Genomic DNA, 21272 nt, shown 5'->3' on the forward strand with positions numbered 1-21272 from the left:
AGACGCTCACAACAAAAAAAAGCTGCCTGCTCGATGGTCCGATCACTGCTTCTGCTAGTGACGATGTTGTTTGGGGATTCGCTGCATGCATTGGAATTAGTCGGCTCAAGCCCGCTACCAGCTCATTTCCTGTATTCCCATAAGTTAGCTGAGCCTGAACAGCCCGATCCTCTTCGAGGGTGTCACGAGTTGACTCCCGTCATTCCCGGCTTCATTCTCGTCATTCCCGGCTTAATTCTCGTCATTCCCGCGAAGGCGGGAATCCACACTGACTCACCACCAGAACCCTACTGCCCGGTGCCCCCTTGGCCTTGTCATCTCCGAGAAGGCAGGGATCCACCGTTGGCGCTGGATTCCCGCCTTCGCGGGAATGACGACCTCAGTGCATGGGAACGAGCTGTTGGAGTTTTGCGACAGCCTCCGGAGCGTGGGAACGAGTTGTTGGAGTTTTACGTGCCCCCTGAAGTTTTGGAGAAAACTTCAAATGCGCTGATCGCCAAGGGCGCCGCCGGAGGAGATGATGACGATAAGCCACCTGACGGAAGCAGCGGGAGTCCTGACATAGAGCCCCAACCTGACCTTACCTTTATTTCTGATCCTGTCCAAACTTGTCTGCAGCAAAAAAAGCAACTGCTTATAATATTACAAATCAAACGACTATGGGCAATTATGACAGGCCAAACCACGCTGGCCCGGATTTTGTCAGACCGGATCATGATAATTGAAGCCGATCTTCTTGATCTGGAAAGGTCAGACCCTGGCACGATTCAACCGGGGCTGGTTCAGACATGGATGGTAGAGAATGGTCAGGAACTCAGAGTTTACCGTGAGATGGTTTCTGGCAAATTTTCTGGTCGGCAGGTGGGCAACGGGAAAAAGAACCAATCCTCCCGAACGACAAAAGCATCAACGACCGCGACAACAGGTCAGACCGGCCAGACAAGGGGATCTGCTGCCCGTAACAGGGGAACCGGTTCGACAGGCTTCAATGGTCGTGGAGGCGATGACCCACTGAAACCCTCAGCTGAGCAGCATACCGGACATTCGGTTGTCGCTTGTTCGAAGTGTGACAAGGCACTGAATCCACAGGAATTAGAACGTGTAGCAAATCAGACAGCAGCTACAGCGTTGTTGTGCAACAAGTGCCTGTCGGGCATTCAAGGTAACAAAAGGGTAAGACGAATCCGGGAAGAAGCAGAACCGGATTCACCAGAACCTGCTCCGAAAAAAAAGAAGGGCCCGGATAGAAAGAGAAATAGTTCAACAGCTGTTGCTGAACCAGCGGCCAAAAAAAATAAACCGGCAGACACTCAGATCCCCGATGACCCATTGGAAAAAATAAAAGCAAATATCAAGTACGAATTAAGTCAGGAAGAGCTGAAAAAAGCGCAAACACTGATGGCGATATTCAAGGAAAAAAACATCACTGCCAAGGACACTTTTTATAAGCTGCTTGGTTTCGTAGATAGAGATTCTTTTAATGGCTTCTTCGATAATGCCGCCGCCTTTTTTGGGCACCTTTCTAAAAACGTCAAAAATACAGGCATGCTGACCAGCATGCTGAATAATAGCAAAAAACATATCCGTAGTTTTGCAGAGCGTAGCCAGGATGAACTCGAATATTTAGCGAGTTTAGATGTAGTGACTTCTTTCTCGTCCATGAATAATGGCAAAGGTGTGCCCACACATGAGCAAGTGAAAGCAATACTGGGCTGGCCAGAATGGAAAGACAGGGATGGCGAGTTTAATACGAAGTTGTTCCGATCCTTCTCGTCAATGCATAGTGGCAAAGGCATGCTCAAACATGAACAAGTGAAAGAGGTGCTGGGCTGGCCGGAGTGGAAAGACAAGGATGGCGAGTTCAGTATGGAGCTGTTCCGCTCCTTATCATCTATGAACAGTAGTAAAGGCATGCTCAAACATGAGGAAGTGAAAGAGGTGCTGGCCTGGTCGGAATGGAAAGACAAGGATGGCGAGTTCAGTATGGAACTGTTCCGCTCCTTCTCATCCATGAACAGTGGTAAAGGCATGCTCAAACAAGAGGAAGTGAAAGAGGTGCTGGGCTGGCCGGAATGGAAAGACGAGGATGGCGAGTTCAGTATGGAGTTGTTCCGTTCCTTCTCGTCTATGAACCATGGCAAGGGCATCCTGAAACATAAGCAAGTGAAAGAGGTGCTGGGTTGGTCGGAATGGAATGACAGGGAGGGCGAGTTCAGTATGGAGCTTTTCCGCTCCTTCTCATCCATGAATAGTAGTAAAGGCATGCTCAAACATGAGGAAGTGAAAGAGGTGCTGGGCTGGCCGGAATGGAAAGACAAGGATGGCGAGTTAAATATGGAGCTGTTCCGCTCCTTCTCATCCATGAACAATGGTAAAGGCGTGCTCAAAAAAAAGGAAGTGAAAGAGGTGCTGGGTTGGCCGGAATGGAAAGACAAGGATGGCGAGTTAAATATGGAGCTGTTCCGCTCCTTTTCATCAATGAACAATGGTAAAGGCATTCTGACACATGAGCAAGTGAAAGAGGTGTTGAACTGGCCGGAATGGAAGGACAAGAATGACGACTTCAGCATGGAGCTGTTTCGCGCCTTCTCATCCATGAACAATGGCAAAGGCATGCTCAAACATGAGCAAGTGAAAGAGGTGCTGAGCTGGCCGGAATGGAAAGACAAGGATGGTGAGTTCAGTATGGAGCTGTTCCGCTCCTTCTCATCCATGAATAATGGCAAAGGCGTGCTCAAACATGAGGAAGTGAAAGAGGTGCTCGGCTGGCCGGAATGGAAAGACAAGGATGGCGAGTTCATTATAGAGCTGTTCCGCTCCTTCTCGTCTATGAATCATGGCAAAGGAATGCTCAAACAAGAGGAAGTGAAAGAGGTGCTGGGCTGGCGGGAATGGAAAGACAAGGATGGCGAGTTCAACATTGAGCTGTTCCGCGCCCTCTCATCCATGACCAGTAGTAAAGGCATGCTCAAACATGAGGAAGTGAAAGAGGTGCTGGCCTGGTCAGAATGGAAAGACAAGGATGGTGAGTTCATTATGGAGCTGTTCCGCGCCCTCTCATCCATGAACAGTGGTAAAGGCATGCTCAAACATGAGGAAGTGAAAGAGGTGCTGGCTTGGCCGGAATGGAAAGACAAGCATGGCGAGTTCATTATGGAGCTGTTCCGTTCCTTCTCGTCTATGAATCATGGCAAAGGCATGCTCAAACGTGAGCAAGTGAAAGAGGTGCTGGGCTGGCCGGAATGGAAAGACAAGCATGGCGAGTTCAACATTGAGCTGTTCCGTTCCTTCTCATCCATGAACAATGGTAAAGGCATGCTCAAACATGAGCAAGTGAAAGAGGTGCTGAGCTGGCCGGAATGGAAAGACAGGGATGGCAAGTTCAACATTGAGCTGTTCCGCGCCTTCTCGTCCATGAATAACCGCAAGGGCATGATTAAACATGAAGAAGTGAAAGAGGTGCTGGGCTGGTCTGAATGGAAACACAAGGGTGGCGAGCTCAATATAAAGCTGTTCCGCGTTTTCTCATCCATGCATCACAGCCAAGGCTTGCCCAAACATGAGCATGTGGAAAAAGTGCTGGACTGGATACGATACCGGGGTGCCCCCAATCATTGGCTACTGCACATTATGACCAGGCTCTGGTCATCAGCAGGGCTACCTGCTATCAAAGTGCTGCAACGTCAGGAAACACAACTGAAACAGTCGCTGCTTACAGAATTGACCGGAGAGCGTAGCGACCCGGACAATAAAGGAGATGACGAATACAATAGCGACTCAGATGATGAAGAGGACAGATACAATCGCCAGATAAAAACAGTCGCTCTTTATCTTTCCACCTCTAAGCCAGACTGGTCACTAACATGGACGGTATTAAAACAGTTCTGTCAATTCCATGAAAAGACTAAAACGCTTCTGATGCTGGAATCATTGATAGGGCTTTTATCTTCTTCTGGAGGAAAAAGTGTCAAACGTTTCCTTCAGGCTAATCAACTGGATCGGCATTTTTTGTGGCGTCATTCAATGAAAGCCGTGCCTTTGCACGTGTTAAATAGAGCAATATTTCTGTGTTCTTCCGATGAAGACAGGGAGCGTTTTGTCTATTTTGCCAAGCGGCTGAAGTCATTGCCGGATAAAAGACTATGGGAGCAGTATTCAGCCCTGTTGCAACCATTATCGGCGGTGCTGAAACTCGACTCTATGCAAAGGTTCTATCTGGAAATCCTGCAACCCTTAACAAAAGATGATCAGCTGCGTTTTCTGGATGCCAGCCATGCCCAGGCTGTATTCGATCTGTTTCCCTCGTTGAGTGCCCTGCAAAAACTCAGCAGAGAGCATTCTTTCCATTGGCTGAACAAGCTGCTTGAAGCCTGCCTGCAACTAAAAACCCATGACATCACCAAAGGAGGCATCCAGATACTGTTTGAAGCGCTGCTCAAAACCCATAGTCTTCTACCTTGGGATCATGATATCCCTGATCACTTTTTGTCCGGGATGCGAACAACCGAAGATAACCATGTTGAGATACCTGTCTCCGGACTTATCCAATCAGGAGAACAGTTGGCCCTGAGCTATATCGCTGTGTTGATGCAGAACCTCAACGAGATGTCTTTTACCGTCAAAGGGCAGTGGCTTGAGGTTGAAGTGTCGGGTGATGATGTTCAGACCTATCGCTACCCAATGCCACAGCTGAAAATACAGAGTGAAAAAATGGCCATCAGCAACTGGTCAGAGGAACAGTTCAGGACTGTTTTGAAAATCACCGGGATATCTGAACACTATTATTTGACTGCAGATCAATGGCAGAAACTGGATAACGTTCAATCCAGGCAAGCTGAAGCCTATCAGCCAGAGAATGAATTGGAACAACAAAAACAGGCGTTCGGCAGTTTATGGTTAAAGCTCAAGCAGACAGAAATTTTTGGCAGCGAAATACTGAATTTACTGGAGGAGTATGAGAGCGAAATGGAGCTTATGCATATAGTGACCCTCCTTAAAAAAGCCAAAATCGATACCGATAACCGCGTACTGGAAGAATGGCGGCAACGGGCGTGCAGTAAAATAGAACAGTTAAAAAAGCAAGACCCTTTATTATCCGATGTTGATCCTGATGTTTATCAGGGTTGTCAGGAACTGGAGTTGCTTGATGAGTGTGGGAGTATTTTATAAAAAGACTTGTGTCGTTTTATAAGGCTTCTAAAAAAAACTGTCTGCCAACTCCGTTTATGGCAAGCTCGCCAGTGCGGTGCTATAAAATCTAGCGCAGACGTGAATCATCAGGCCTAAGTCGGATGACGTGCGAATTTTTTCCACTAGCGAATGGATTCACGGAAGCTGATTTTATTAGCCTGGATCTATGAGACGCTCACAACAAAAAAAAGCTGCCTGCTCGATGGTCCGATCACTGCTTGTGCTAGTGACGATGTTGTTTGGGGATTCGCTGCATGCAGTGGAATTAGTCGGCTCAAGTCCGCTACCAGCTCATTTCCTGTATTCCCATAAGTTAGTTGAACCTGAACAGCCCGATCCTCTTCGAGGGTGTCACGAGTTGACGCCCGTCATTCCCGGCTTCATTCTCGTCATTCCCGGCTTCATTCTCGTCATTCCCGCGAAGGCGGGAATCCACACTGGCTCACCACCAGAACCCTACTGCCCGGTGCCCCCCTGGCCTTGTCATCCCCGAGAAGGCAGAGATCCACCGTTGGCGCTGGATTCCCGCCTTCGCGGGAATGACGACCTCAGAGCATGGGAACGAGCTGTTGGAGTTTTGCGACAGCCTCCGGAGCGTGGGAACGAGTTGTTGGAGTTTTACGTGCCCCCTGAAGTTTTGGAGAAAACTTCAAATGCGCTGATCGCCAGGGGCGCCGCCGGAGGAGATGATGACGATCAGCCACCTGACGGAAACAGCGGGAGTCCTGAACCAGAGCCCCAACCTGACCTTACCCTTATTCCTGATCCTGTCCAAACTTGTCTGCAGCAAAAAAAGCAACTACTTGTAATATTACAAATCAAACGACTATGGGCAATTATGACAGGCCAGACCACGCTGGCCCGGATTTTGTCAGACCGGATCATGGTGATTGAAGCCGATCTTCTTGATCTGGAAAGATCAGACACTGGCACGATTCAACCGGGGCTGGTTCAGACATGGTTGGCAGAGAATGGTCAGGAACTGAGAGTTTACCGTGAGATGGTTTCTGGCAAATATTCTGGCCGACAGGTGGGCAACGGGAAAAAGAACCAATCCTCCCGAATGACCAAAGCATCAACGACCGCGACAACAGGTCAGACGACAAGGGGATCTGCTGCCCGTAACAAGGGAACCGGTTCGACAGGCGCCAATGGTCGTGGAGGCGATGACCCACTGAGTCCATTAGCTGAGCAGGATACGGGTAACTCAATTGTCACTTGTTCAAAATGTGACAAAGTACTGAATCCACAAGAATTAGAACGTATAGCAAATCAGACAACAGCTTCAGCGTTGTTGTGCAACAAGTGCCTGTCGGGCATTCAAGGTAACAAAAGGGTAAAACGAATCCGGGAAGAAGCAGAACCGGATTCATCAGAACCTGCTCAGAAAAAAAAGAAGGGCCCGGCTAGAAAGAGAAAAGATTCAACCGCTGTTGCTGAACCAGCGGCCAAAAAAAAGAAACCGCCGGACACTCAGATCCCCGATGACCTATTGGAAAAAATAAAAGCAAATATCAAGTACGAATTAAGTCAGGAAGAGCTGCAAAAAGTGCAAACTCTGGTGGCGGTATTCAAGAAAAATAACATCGCTGTAAAAAACACTTTTTACAAGCTGCCTGGTTGTGTAGACAGAAAGTCTTTTAATGGTTTCTTCGATAATGCCGCCGCCTTTTTTGGGCACCTTTCTGAAAACTTCAAAAATACAGGCATGCTGACCGGCATGCTGGGTAATAAAAAAATACATATCCGTAGTTTCGCAGAACGTAGCCTGAGTGAACTCGAATATTTAGCAAGTTTGGATCTATTGAATTCCTTCTCGTCCATGAGTAATAGCAGAGGCGTGCCCACACATGAACAAGTGAAAGCAATACTGGGCTGGCCAGAATGGAAAGACAGGGATGGCGAGTTTAATACGAAGTTGTTCCGTTCCTTCTCGTCAATGAACAATGGCAAAGGCATGCTCAAACATGAGCAAGTGAAAGAGGTGCTGGGCTGGCCGGAATGGAAGGACAAGGATGGAGAGTTCAACATGGAGCTGTTCCGCTCCTTCTCGTCTATGAATCATGGCAAAGGCATGCTCAAACATGAGCAAGTGAAAGAGGTGCTGGCCTGGTCGGAATGGAAAGACAAGGATGGCGAGTTCAATATGGAGCTGTTCCGCTCCTTCTCGTCTATGAATAGTAGCAAAGGCATGCTCAAACATGAGCAAGTGAAAGAGGTGCTGGGCTGGAAGGAATGGAAAGACAAGCATGGCGAGTTCAACATGGAGCTGTTCCGCGCCTTCTCGTCTATGAATCATGGCAAAGGCATGCTCAAACATGAGCAAGTGAAAGAGCTGCTGGGCTGGCTGGAATGGAAAGACAAGGATGGCGAGTTCAATATCGAGCTGTTCCGCTCCTTCTCATCTATGAGTCATGGCAAGGGCGTGCTCCAACATGAGCAAGTGAAACTAGTGCTGGGCTGGCCGGAATGGAAAGACAAGGATGGTGAGTTCAGTATGAAGCTGTTCCGCTCCTTCTCATCTATGAACAGTAGTAAAGGTATGCTCAAACAAGAGGAAGTGAAAGAGGTTCTGAGCTGGCCGGAATGGAAAGACAAGGATGGCGAGTTCAACATGGAGCTGTTCCGCTCCTTCTCATCCATGAATCATAGAAAAGGCATGCTCAAACATGAGCAAGTGAAAGAGGTGTTGGGTTGGCCGGAATGGAAAGACAAGGATGGCGAGTTCAATATGGAGCTGTTCCGCTCCTTCTCATCCATGAACAGTGGTAAAGGTATGCTCAAACATGAGCAAGTGAAAGAGGTGCTGGGCTGGCCGGAATGGAAGGACAAGGATGGTGAGTTCAGCATGGAGCTGTTCCGCTCCTTCTCATCCATCAACAATGGTAAAGGCACCCTCAAACATGAGCAAGTGAAGGAGGTGCTGAGCTGGCCGGAATGGAAAGACAAGGATGGTGAGTTCAGTATGGAGCTGTTCCGCTCTTTCTCATCCATGAACAATGGTAAAGGCGTGCTCAAAAAAAAGGAAGCGAAAGAGGTGCTGGGTTGGCCGGAATGGAAAGACAAGGATGGCGAGTTCAGTATGGAGCTGTTCCGCTCCTTCTCATCCATGAACAATGGTAAAGGTGTACTCAAAAAAAAGGAAGTGAAAGAGGTGCTGGGCTGGCCGGAATGGAAGGGCAAAGATGGCGAGCTCAATATGGAGCTGTTCCGCTCCTTCTCATCCATGAACAATAGTAAAGGCGTGCCCACACATGAGCAAGTGAAAGAGGTACTGAACTGGCCTGAATGGAAACACAAGGGTGGCGAGCTCAATATAAAGCTGTTCCGCATTTTCGCGTCGATGAATCACAGCCAAGGCTTGCCCAAACATGAGCCTGTGAAAAAAGTGCTGGACTGGATAGGTTGCCGGGGAGCGCCCAATCACAGGCTACTGCAAATCATGCTCAGGCTCTGGGTATCAGCAGGGCTACCTGCTATCAAGATGCTGCAACATTGGGAAACACAACTGAAACAGTTACTGCTTACAGAACTTACCGGAGAACTTAGCAGCCCGGATAATGAAGGAGATGATAAATACAATCGCCAGATAAAAACAGTCGCTCTTTATCTTTCCACCCCTAAGCCGGAGTGGTCGCTAAGATGGACAGTTTTAGAACAGTTCTGCCAATTGCATAAAGAGGCTGAAACGCTTCTGATGCTGGAATCATTGATAGGATTTTTATCTTCTTCTGGGGGGAAAAGCGTCAAACGCTACCTTCAGGCTAATCAACCGGATCGGCATTTTTTGTGGCGTCATTCAATGAAAGCCGTGCCTTTGCACGTGTTAAATAGAGCAATGCTCCTGTGTTCTTGCGATGAAGACAGGGAGCGTTTTGTCTATTTTGCCAAGCGGCTGAAGTCATTGCCGGATAAAAGACTATGGGAGCAGTACTCAGCCCTGTTACAACCATTGTCGGCGGTGCTGAAACTCGACTTTATGCAAAGGCTCTATCTGGAAATCCTGCAACCCTTAACAAAAGATGATCAGCTGTGTTTTCTGGATGCCAGCCATGCTCGGGCTGTATTTGATCTGTTTCCCTCGTTGAGCGCCCTGCAAAAACTTAGCAAAGAGCATTCTTCCCATTGGCTGAACAAGCTGCTTGAAGCCTGCCTGCAACTAAAAAACCATGACATCACCAAAGAAGGCATCCAGATACTGTTCGAAGCGCTGCTCAAAACCCATAGTCTTCTACCTTGGGATAACGATATTCCCGGTCACTTTCTGTCCGGGATGCAAACAACCGACAATAACCATGTTGAGATACCTGTCTCCGGACTTATCCAATCAGGAGAACAGTTGGCCCTGAGCTATATCGCTGTGTTGATGCAGAACCTCAATGAGATGTCTTTTACCGTCAAAGGGCAGTGGCTTGAAGTTGAGATGCCAGCTGACGGAGTTCAAAACTACCGATTTCCAATGCCACAGCTGGAAATACAGGATGAAAAAATGGCCATCAGCAACTGGTCAGAGGAGCAGTTCAGGACTGTTTTGAAAATCACCGGGATATCTGAACACTATTATTTGACTGCAGATCAATGGCAGAAACTGGATAACGTTCAATCCAGGCAAGCTGAAGCACGTCAGCCAGAGAATGAATTGGAACCACAAAAACAGGCGTTTGGCAGTTTATGGTTAAAGCTGAACCAGACAGAAATCTTTGGCAGCGAAATACTGAATTTACTGGATGAGTATGAGAGCGAAATGGAGCTTATGCATACAGTGACCCTCCTGAAAAAAGCCAAAATCGATAGCGCTACTCACATACTGGAAGAATGGCGGCAAAGGGCGTGCAGAAAAATAGAACAGTTAAAAAAACAAGACCCTTTATTATCCGATGTTGATCCTGATGTTTATCAGGGTTGTCAGGAACTGGAGTTGCTTGATGGGTGTGGGAGTATTTTCTAAAAAGACTTGTGTCGTCTGATAAGGCTTCTAAAAAAAACTGTCTGCCAACTCCGTTTATGGAAAGCTCGCCAGTGCGGTGCTATAAAATCTAGCGCAAACGTGAATCATCAGGCCTAAGCCGGATGACGTGCGAATTTTTCCACTAGCGAATGGATTCACAGAAGCTGATTTTATTAGCCTGGATCTATGAGACGCTCACAACAAAAAAAAGCTGCCTGCTCGATGGTCCGATCACTGCTTGTGCTAGTGACGATGTTGTTTGGGGATTCGCTGCATGCATTGGAATTAGTCGGCTCAAGCCCGCTACCAGCTCATTTCCTGTATTCCCATAAGTTAGCTGAACCTGAACAGCCCGATCCTCTTCGAGGGTGTCACGAGTTGACTCCCGTCATTCCCGGCTTAATTCTCGTCATTCCCGGCTTCATTCTCGTCATTCCCGCGAAGGCGGGAATCCACACTGACTCACCACCAGAACCCTACTGCCCGGTGCCCCCCTGGCCTTGTCATCCCCGAGAAGGCAGGGATCCACCGTTGGCGCTGGATTCCCGCCTTCGCGGGAATGACGACCTCAGAGCATGGGAACGAGCTGTTGGAGTTTTGCGACAGCCTCCGGAGCGTGGGAACGAGTTGTTGGAGTTTTACGTGCCCCCTGAAGTTCTGGAGAACACTTCTAATGGTCTGATCACCAGGGGCGCCGCAGTAGGAGATGATGGCGATAAGCCACCTGACGGAAACAGCAGGAGTCCTGAACCAGAGCGTCAACCTTACCTTACCCTTGTTCCTGATCCTGTCCAAACTTGTCTGCAGCAAAAAAAGCAACTGCTTGTAATATTACGAATCAAACGACTATGGGCAATTATAACAGGCCAAACCACGCTGGCCCGGATTTTGTCAGACCGGATCATGGTGATTGAAGCCGATCTTCTTGATCTGGAAAGGTCAGACCCTGGCATGATTGAACCGGGGCTGATTCAGACATGGCTGGCAGACAATGGTCAGGAACTCAGAGTTTACCGTGAGATGGTTTCTGGCAAATTTTCTGGTCGGCAGGTGGGCAACGGGAAAAAGAACCAATCCTCCCGAACGACAAAAGCATCAATGACCACGACAGCGAGTCAGACCAGCCAGACAAGCAGATCTGCTGCCCGTAACAAGGGAACCGGTTCGACAGGCGCCAATGGTTGTGGAGGCGATGACCCACTGAAACCCTCAGCTGAGCAGAATACGGGAAATTCGGTTGTCGCTTGTTCGAAGTGTGACAAGGCGTTGAATCCACAGGAATTAGGACGTGTAGCAAATCAGACAGGAGCTTCAGCGTTGTTGTGCAACAATTGCCTGTCGGGCATTCAAGGTAACAAAAGGGTAAGACGAGTCCGGGAACGGGAAGAAGCAGAACCGGATTCACCAGAATCCGCTCCGAAAAAAAAGAAGGGCCCGGGTAGAAAGAGAAAGAATTCAACAGCTGTTGCTGAACCAGCGGCCAAAAAAAAGAAACCGGCAGACACTCAAATTCCCGATGATCCGTTAGAAAAAATAAAAGCAAATATCAAGTACGCATTAAGTCAGGAAGAGCTGAAAAAAGTGCAAACCCTGGTGGCGGTATTCAAGAAAAAAAACATCACTGTAAAAAACACTTTTTATAAGCTGTCTGGTTTTGTAGATAGAAAGTCTTTTAATGGTTTCTTCGATAATGCCGCCGCCTTTTTTGGACACCTTTCTGAAAACGTCAAAAACACAGGCATGCTGACGGGCATGCTGAATAATAGCAAAAAACATATCCGTAGTTTTGCAGAGCGTAGCCAGGATGAACTCGAATATTTAGCGAGTTTAGATGCAGTGACTTCTTTCTCGTCCATGAATAATAGCAAAGGCGTGCCCACAGATAAGGAAGTGAAAGCAATACTGGGCTGGCCAGAATGGAAAGACAGGGATGGTGAGTTTAATACGAAGTTGTTCCGATCCTTCTCGTCAATGAATTGTGGCAAAGGCATGCCGAAACATGAACAAGTGAAAGAGGTGCTGGGCTGGCCGGAGTGGAAAGACAAGGATGGCGAGTTCAGTATGGAACTGTTCCGCGCCTTCTCATCCATGAACAGTAGTAAAGGCATGCTCAAACATGAGGAAGTGAAAGAGGTGCTGGCCTGGTCGGAATGGAAAGACAAGGATGGCGAGTTCAGTATTGGGCTATTCCGCTCCTTCTCATCCATGAACAGTGGTAAAGGCACGCTCAAACAAAAGGAAGTGAAAGAGGTGCTGGGCTGGCCGGAATGGAAAGACGAGGATGGCGAGTTCAGTATGGAGTTGTTCCGTTCTTTCTCGTCTATGAACCATGGCAAAGGCATCCTGAAACATGAGCAAGTGAAAGAGGTGCTGAGTTGGTCGGAATGGAAAGACAAGGATGGTGAGTTCAGTATGGAGCTGCTCCGCTCCTTCTCATCCATGAACAATGGCAAGGGCATGCTCAAACATGAGCAAGTGATAGAAGTGCTGAGCTGGCCGGAATGGAAAGACAAGGATGGTGAGTTCAGTATAGAGCTGCTCCGTTCCTTCTCGTCTATGAGTCATGGCAAAGGCATGCTCAAACAAAAGCAAGTGAAAGAGGTGCTGGGCTGGCCGGAATGGAAGGACAAGGATGGCGAGTTCAATATGGAGCTGTTCCGCTCCTTATCGTCTATGAATCTTGGCAAAGGTATGCTCAAACAAGAGGAAGTGAAAGAGGTGCTGGGCTGGCCGGAATGGAAAGACGAGGATGGCAAGTTCAGTATGGAGTTGTTCCGTTCTTTCTCGTCTATGAACCATGGCAAAGGCATCCTGAAACATGAGCAAGTGAAAGAGGTGCTGGGTTGGTCGGAATGGAAAGACAAGGATGGTGAGTTCAGTATGGAGCTGCTCCGCGCCTTCTCATCCATGAACAATGGCAAGGGCATGCTCAAACATGAGCAAGTGAAAGAGGTGCTGGTCTGGTCGGAATGGAAAGACAAGGATGGCGAGTTCAACATTGAGCTGTTCCGCGCCTTCTCATCCATGAATAGCAGAAAGGGCATGCTCAAACAAGAGGAAGTGAAAGAGGTGCTGGGCTGGCTGGAATGGAAAGAGAAGGATGGCAAGTTCAATATGGAGCTGTTCCGCTCCTTCTCATCAATGAACAATGGTAAAGGCGTGCCCACACATGAGCAAGTGAAAGAGGTGCTGAGCTGGCCGGAATGGAAGGACAAGAATGACGACTTCAGTATGGAGCTGTTCCGCGCCTTCTCATCCATGAACAATGGCAAAGGCATGCTCAAACATGAGCAAGTGAAAGAGGTGCTGAGCTGGCCGGAATGGAAGGACAAGAATGGCGACTTCAGTATGGAGCTGTTCCGCGCCTTCTCATCCATGAACAATGGCAAAGGCATGCTCAAACATGAGCAAGTGAAAGAGGTGCTCGGCTGGCCGGAATGGAAAGTCAAGGATGGCGAGTTCATTATGGAGCTGTTCCGCTCCTTCTCGTCTATGAATCATGGCAAAGGTATGCTCAAACAAGAGGAAGTGAAAGAGGTGCTGGGCTGGCCGGAATGGAAAGACAAGGATGGCGAGTTCATTGTAGAGCTGTTCCGCGCCTTCTCATCTATGAACCATTGCAAAGGCATGCTCAAACATGTGCAAGTGAAAGAGGTGCGGGGCTGGCCGGAATGGAAAGACAAGGATGGCGAGTTCAATATTGAGCTGTTCTGCGCCTTCTCGTCCATGAATAGTGGCAAAGGCATGCTCAAACAAAAGGAAGTGAAAGAGATGTTGGGTTGGCCTGAATGGAAAAACAAGGATGGCGAGTTCAGTATGGAGTTGTTCCGCGCCTTTTCATCCATGAATAATAACAGAGGTATGCTCAAACATGAGAAAGTGAAAGAGGTGCTCGGCTGGTCTGAATGGAAACACAAGGGTGGCGAGCTCAATATAAAGCTGTTCCGCGCTTTCTCGTCCATGAATCACAGCCAAGGTTTGCCGAAACATGAGCCTGTGAAAAAAGTGCTGGACTGGATAGATTGCCGGGGGGCGCCCAATCACAGGCTACTGCAAATCATGCCCAGGCTCTGGGTATCAGAAGGGCTACCTGCTATCAGGATGCTGCAACACTGGGAATCACAACTGAAACAGTTACTGCTTACAGAACTCACCGGAGAACACAGCAACCCGGATAATGAAGGAGACGATAAATACAATCGCCAGATAAAAACAGTCGCTCTTTATCTTTCCACCCCTAAGCCAGACTGGTCGCTAAAATGGACGGTTTTAAAACAGTTCTGCCAATTGCATAAAGAGACTGAAACGCTTCTAATGCTGGAATCATTGATAGGATTTTTATCTTTTTCTGGAGGGAAAAGCGTCAAACACTACCTTCAGGCTAATCAACAGGATCGGCATTTTTTGTGGCGTCATTCAATGAAAGCCGTGCCTTTGCGGGTGTTAAATAGAGCAATGTTCCTGTGTTCTTGCGATGAAGACAGGGAGCGTCTTGTCTATTTTGCCAAGCGGCTGAAGTCATTGCCGGATAAAAGACTATGGGAGCATTACTCAGCCCTGTTGCAACCATTGTCGGCGGTGCTGAAACTCGACTTTATGCAAAGGCTCTATCTGGAAATCCTGCAACCCTTAACAAAGGATGATCAGCTGCGTTTTCTGGATGCCAGCCATGCCCAGGCTGTATTCGATCTGTTTCCCTCGTTAAGCGCCCTGCAAAAACTCAGCAAAGAGCATTCTTCCCATTGGTTAAAGAAGCTGCTTGAAGCCTGCCTGCAACTCAAAGCCCATGACGTCACCAAAGAAGGCATCCAGATACTGTTTGAAGCGCTGCTCAAAACCCATAGTCTTCTACCCTGGGATAACGATATTCCTGATCACTTTTTGTCCGGGATGCAAACGACCGACAATAACCATGTTGAGATACCTGTCTCCGGACTTATCCAATCAGGAGAACAGTTGGCCCTGAGCTATATCGCTGTGCTTATGCAGAACCTCAACGGGATGTCCTTTACCGTCAAAGGGCAGTGGCTGGAGGTTGAGGTGCCAGGTGACGGAGTTCAAAACTACCGCTTTCCAATGCCACAGCTGGAAATACAGGATGAAAAAATGGCCATCAGCAACTGGTCAGAGGAACACTTCAGGACTGTTTTGAAAATCACCGGGATATCTGAACACTATTATTTGACCGCAGATCAATGGCAGAAACTGGATAACGTTCAATCCAGGCAAGCTGAAGCACGTCAGCCAGAGAATGAATTGGAACCACAAAAACAGGCGTTCGGCAGTTTATGGTTAAAGCTCAACCAGACAGAAATTTTTGGCAGCGAAATACTGAATTTACTGGAGGAGTATGAGAGCGAAATGGAGCTTATGCATACAGTGACCCTCCTTAAAAAAGCCAGAATCGATAGCGCTACTCATATACTGGAAGAATGGCGGCAACGGGCGTGCAGAAAAATAGAACAGTTAAAAAAGCAAGATCCTTTATTATCCGATGTTGATCCTGATGTTTATCAGGGTTGTCAGGAACTGGAGTTGCTTGATGGGTGTGGGAGTATTTTCTAAAAAGACTTGTGTTGTCTGATAAGGCTTCTAAAAAAAACTGTCTGCCAACTCCGTTTATGGAAAGCTCGGCAGTGCGGTGCTATAAAATCTAGCGCAAACGTGAATCATCAGGCCTAAGCCGGATGACGTGCGAATTTTTTCCACTAGCGAATGGATTCACAGAAGCTGATTTTATTAGCCTGGATCTATGAGACGCTCACAACAAAAAAAAGCCGCCTGCTCGATGGTCCGATCACTGCTTCTGCTAGTGACGATGTTGTTTGGTGATTCGCTGCATGCGGTGGAATTAGTCGGCTCAAGCCCGCTACCAGTTCATTTCCTGTATTCCAATAAGTTGGCTGAACCTGAACAGCCCGATTCTTTTCGAGGGTGTCACGAGTTGACACCCGTCATTCCCGGCTTAATTCTCGTCATTCCCGCGAAGGCGGGAATCCACACTGACTCACCACCAGAACCCTACTGCCCGGTGCCCCCTTGGCCTTGTCATCTCCGAGAAGGCAGGGATCCACCGTTGGCGCTGGATTCCCGCCTTCGCGGGAATGACGACCTCAGAGCATGGGAACGAGCTGTTGGAGTTTTGCGACAGCCTCCGGAGCGTGGGAACGAGTTGTTGGAGTTTTACGTGCCCCCTGAAGTTCTGGAGAACACTTCTAATGGTCTGATCACCAGGGGCGCCGCAGTAGGAGATGATGGCGATAAGCCACCTGACGGAAACAGCAGGAGTCCTGAACCAGAGCGTCAACCTTACCTTACCCTTATTCCTGATCCTGTCCAAACTTGTCTGCAGCACAAAAGACAACTGCTTCTAATATTACAAATCAAACGACTATGGACAATTATGACAGGCCAGACCACGCTGGCCCGGATTTTGTCAGACCGGATCATGGTGATTGAAGCCAATCTTCTTGATCTGGAAAGGTCAGACCCTGACACGATTCAACCGGGGCTGGTTCAGACATGGCTGGCAGAGAATGGTCAGGAACTCAGAGTTTACCGTGAGATGGTTTCTGGCCGACAGACGGGTAACTGGAAAAAGAATTCATCCTCCCGAACGACCAAAGCATCAACGACCGCAACAACAGTTCAGACCGGCCAGACAAGCAGATCTGCTGCCCGTAACAGGGGAACCGGTTCGACAGGCGCCAATGGTCGTGGAGGCGATGACCCACTGAAACCCTCAGCTGAGCAGAATACCGGACATTCGGATGTCGCTTGTTCGAAGTGTGGCAAGGTATTGAATTCGCTGGAATTAGGACGTGTAGCAAATCAGACAGCAGCTTCAGTGTTGTTGTGCAACAAGTGCCTGTCGGGCATTCAAGGTAACAAAAGGGTAAGACGAATCCGGGAAGAAGCAGAACCGGATTCATCAGAACCTGCTCCAAAAAAAAAGAAGAGCCCGGGTAAAAAGAGAAATAATTCAAAAGCAGCTGCTACCGCACCACCGGCCAAAAAAAAGAAACCGGCAGACAGTCAGATCCCCGATGACCCATTGGAAAAAATAAAAGCAAATATCAAGTACGAATTAAGTCAGGAAGAGCTGAAAAAAGTGCAAACCCTGGTGGCGGTATTCAAGAAAAAAAACATCACTGTAAAAAACACTTTTTATAAGCTGCTTGGCTTCGTAGATAGAGACTCTTTTAATGGCTTCTTCGATAATGCCGCCGCCTTTTTTGGGCGCCTTTCTGAAAACTTTAAAAATACAGGCATGCTGACCGGCATGCTGAATAGTAGAAAAAAACATATCCGTAGTTTTGCAGAGCGTAGTCAGGATGAACTCGAATATTTAGCGAGTTTAGAGGTAGTGACTTCTTTCTCGTCCATGAATAATGGCAAAGGCGTGCCCACACATGAACAAGTGAAAGCAATACTGGGCTGGTCTGAATGGAAAGACAAAGATGGCGAGTTCAATATCGAACTGTTCCGCTCTTTCTCATCTATGAATAATGGCCACGGCGTACCCGAGCATGAGGAAGTGAGAGAGGTGCTGGGCTGGCCGGAATGGAAAGACAAGAATGGCGAGTTCAGTATGGAGCTGTTCCGCGCTTTCTCGTCTTTGAATCATGGCAAAGGCATGCTCAAACATGAGCAAGTGAAACAGATGCTGGGCTGGCCGGAATGGAAGGACAATGATGGCGAGTTCATTATGGAGCTGTTCCGCGCCTTCTCGTCTATGAATCATGGCAAAGGCATGCTCAAACATGAGCAAGTGAAAGAGGTGCTCGACTGGCCGGAATGGAAAGACAAGGATGGCGAGTTCAACATTGAGCTGTTCCGCGCCTTCTCGTCCATGAATAGCAGCAAGGGCATGATTAAACATGAAGAAGTGAAAGAGGTGCTGGGCTGGCCGGAATGGAAAGACAAAGATGGCGAATTCAGTATTGAGCTGTTCCGCGCCTTCTCATCTATGAATCATGGCAAAGGCATTCTCCAACATGAGCGAGTGAAAGCGGTACTGGACTGGCCGGAATGGAAAGACAAGGATGGCAAGTTCAGTATGGAGCTGTTCCGCGCCTTCTCGTCCATGAATAATGGCCAAGGGATGTTCAAACACAAGCAAGTGAAAACGATGCTGGGCTGGCCGGAATGGAAAGACATGGATGGCGAGTTCAGTATTGAGCTGTTCCGCTCCTTCTCGTCTATGAATCATGGCAAAGGCATGCTCAAACATGAGCAAGTGAAAGAGGTGCTGGGCTGGCCGGAATGGAAAGACAAGGATGGCGAGTTCAGTATGGAGCTGTTCCGCGCCTTCTCATCCATGAACAATGGCAAAGGCACGCTCAAACATGGGCAAGTGAAAGAGGTGCTGAGCTGGCCGGAATGGAAAGACAAGGATGGTGAGTTCAGTATGGAGCTGCTCCGCGCCTTCTCGTCTATGAATAACGGCAAAGGCACGCTCAAGCAAAAGGAAGTGAAAGAGGTGCTGGGCTGGCCGGAATGGAAAGACAAGGATGGTGAGTTCAGTATGGAGCTGCTCCGCGCCTTCTCGTCTATGAATAACGGCAAAGGCATGCTCAAACAAAAGGAAGTGAAAGAGGTGCTGGGCTGGCCGGAATGGAAAGACAAGGATGGTGAGTTCAGTATGGAACTGTTCCGCTCCCTCTCATCCATGAACAATGGTAAAGGCATGCTCAAACATGAGGAAGTGAAAGAGGTGCTGGGCTGGCCGGAATGGAAAGACAAGGATGGCGAGTTCAACATTGAGCGGTTCCGCTCCTTCTCATCCATGAATAGTGGCAAAGGCATGCTCAAACAAAAGGAAGTGAAAGAGGTGTTGGACTGGCCGGAATGGAAAGACAAGGATGGTGAGTTCAGTATCGAGCTGTTCCGCGCTTTCTCGTCTATGAATCATGGCAAAGGCATGCTCAAACATAAGCAAGTGAAAGAGGTGCTGGGCTGGCCGGAATGGAAAGACAGAGATGGTGTGTTCAATACGAAGTTATTACGCGCTTTCTCGTCGATGAATCATGGTCAGGGTGTGCCCGGGCATCAGCAAGTGAAAGAGGTGCTGGGCTGGCCGGAATGGAAAGACAAGGGCGAGTTCAATATGGAGCTTTTCCGCGCCTTCTCGTCCATGAAAAATACCAGAGGCATGCTCAAACATGAAAAAGTGAAAGAGGTGCTGAACTGGCCGGAATGGAAACACAAAGATGGCGTGTTCAATATGAAGTTGTTCCGCGCTTTCTCGTCTATGAATAATGGCCGTGGCTTGCTCAAATATGAGCCTGTGAAAAAAGTGCTGGGCTGGATACGTTACCAGGGGGCATCCAATCATCTGCTATTGCAAATTATGTCCAGACTCTGGAAATCAGAGGGGCTACCTGCTATTGAAGTGCTTCAACATCGGGAAACACAAATGAAACAGTGGCTGTCTACAGAATTTACTGGAGAACATAACAGCCCGGATAATGAGGGAAATGACGAATACAATAGCGATTCAGAGGATGAAGAAGATGACGACAAATTCAATCGCCAGATAAAAACAGTCGCTCTTTATCTTTCCACCCCTAAGCCAGACTGGTCACTAACATGGACGGTTTTAAAAGAGTTCTGCCAATTTCATGAACAGACTAAAACGGTTCTGATGCTCGAACCATTGATAGGGCTTTTATCTTCTTCTGGAGGGAAAAGCATCAAACGCTACCTTCAGGCTAATCAACAGGATCGGCATTTTTTGTGGCGTCATTCAATGAGAGCCGTGCCTTTGCGCGTGTTAAATAGAGCAATGCTCCTGTGTTCTTCCGATGAAGACAGGGAGCGTTTTGTCTTTTTTGCCAAGCGGCTGAAGTCATTGCCTGATAAAAGACTATGGGAGCAGTACTCAGCCCTGTTGCAACCATTGTCAGGGGTGCTGAAACTCGAATATATGCAAGAGCTCTATCTGGAAATCCTGCAACCCTTAACAAAAGATGATCAGCTGCGTTTTCTGGATGCCAGCCATGCCCAGGCTGTATTCGATCTGTTTCCCTCGTTGAGCGCCCTGCAAAAACTTAGCAAAGAGCATTCTTCCCATTGGTTAAAGAAGCTGCTTGAAGCCTGCCTGCAACTAAAAACCCATGACATCACCAAAGAAGGCATCCAGATACTGTTTGAAGCGCTGCTAAAAACCCATAGTCTTCTACCCTGGGATAACGATATCCCCGATCACTTTCTGTCCGGGATGCAAACGACCGACAACAACCATGTTGAGATACCTGTCTCTGGACTTATCCCTTCAGGAGAACAGTTAGCCTTGAGCTATATTGCTGTCTTGATGCAGAACCTCAATGAGATGTCATTCACCGTCAAAGGGCAGTGGCTTGAGGTTGAGGTGTCAGGTGACGGAGTTCAAAACTACCGATTTCCAATGCCACAGCTGGAAATACGGGATGAAAAAATGGCCATCAGCAACTGGTCAGAGGAGCAGTTCAGGACTGTTTTGAAAATCACCGGGATATCTGAACACTATTATTTGACTGCAGATCAATGGCAGAAGCTGGATAACGTTCAATCCAGGCAAGCGGAAGTATGTCAGCCAGAGAATGAATTGGAACCACAAAAACAGGCGTTTGGCAGTTTATGGTTAAAGCTCAACCAGACAGAAATTTTTGGCAGCGAAATACTGAATTTACTGGAGGAGTACGAGAGTGAAATGGAGCTTATGCATACAGTGACCCTCCTTAAAAAAGCCAGAATCGATACCGATAACTGCATACTGGAAGAATGGCGGCAACGGGCTTGCAGTAAAATAGAACAGTTAAAAAAGCAAGACCCTTTATTATCCGATGTTGCTCCTGATGTTTATCAGGGTTGTCAGGAACTGGAGTTGCTTGATGGGTGTGGGAGTATTTTCTAAAAAGACTTGTGTCGTCTGATAAAGCTTCTAAAAACAAACTGTCTGACAAATCCGTTCATGGCAAGCTTGCCAGTGTGGTGCTATAAAATCTAGCGAAAACGTGAATCATCAGGCCTAAGCCGGATGACGTACGAATTTTTTCCACTAGCAGCCTGTCGGACTTTAGACTGTCCTACTGCGGTTGCGATAAATTGGTCTAAAAATTCCTGCTTCCTCGTCAAATAGCTCGCTATTCTC

At 48.0% G+C, this 21272-nt stretch carries 4 protein-coding genes; all 4 read left to right on the plus strand.

Annotated elements, in window-relative coordinates:
• The first annotated feature begins 63 nt into the window (after positions 1–63).
• Positions 64–5169, plus strand: a complete 5106-nt coding sequence (locus P6910_RS11685) for a hypothetical protein (RefSeq protein ID WP_317146413.1) — start codon at positions 64–66, stop codon at positions 5167–5169.
• A 253-nt stretch (positions 5170–5422) separates the two neighbouring features.
• The gene (locus tag P6910_RS11690; RefSeq protein ID WP_317146414.1) at positions 5423–10138 is read left to right on the plus strand and encodes a hypothetical protein; all 4716 of its coding nucleotides are present in this window, start codon (positions 5423–5425) and stop codon (positions 10136–10138) included.
• Between the two features lie 252 nt (positions 10139–10390).
• Positions 10391–15703 (plus strand): hypothetical protein, encoded by a 5313-nt coding sequence (locus P6910_RS11695; protein WP_317146415.1) that lies wholly within the window; start codon positions 10391–10393, stop codon positions 15701–15703.
• A gap of 253 nt (positions 15704–15956) precedes the next feature.
• Positions 15957–21035 (plus strand): hypothetical protein, encoded by a 5079-nt coding sequence (locus P6910_RS11700; protein ID WP_317146416.1) that lies wholly within the window; start codon positions 15957–15959, stop codon positions 21033–21035.
• Positions 21036–21272 lie beyond the last annotated feature (237 nt).

The sequence above is a fragment of the Endozoicomonas sp. 8E genome, assembly GCF_032883915.1.
Lineage (GTDB): Bacteria > Pseudomonadota > Gammaproteobacteria > Pseudomonadales > Endozoicomonadaceae > Endozoicomonas_A.

What these genes read in the sequence shown, in the direction of transcription:
- P6910_RS11685 (WP_317146413.1), top strand. Translation starts at nt 64, where the DNA reads ATGTTGTTTGGGGATTCGCTGCATGCATTGGAATTAGTCGGCTCAAGC.
- P6910_RS11690 (WP_317146414.1), top strand. Translation starts at nt 5,423, where the DNA reads ATGTTGTTTGGGGATTCGCTGCATGCAGTGGAATTAGTCGGCTCAAGT.
- P6910_RS11695 (WP_317146415.1), top strand. Translation starts at nt 10,391, where the DNA reads ATGTTGTTTGGGGATTCGCTGCATGCATTGGAATTAGTCGGCTCAAGC.
- P6910_RS11700 (WP_317146416.1), top strand. Translation starts at nt 15,957, where the DNA reads ATGTTGTTTGGTGATTCGCTGCATGCGGTGGAATTAGTCGGCTCAAGC.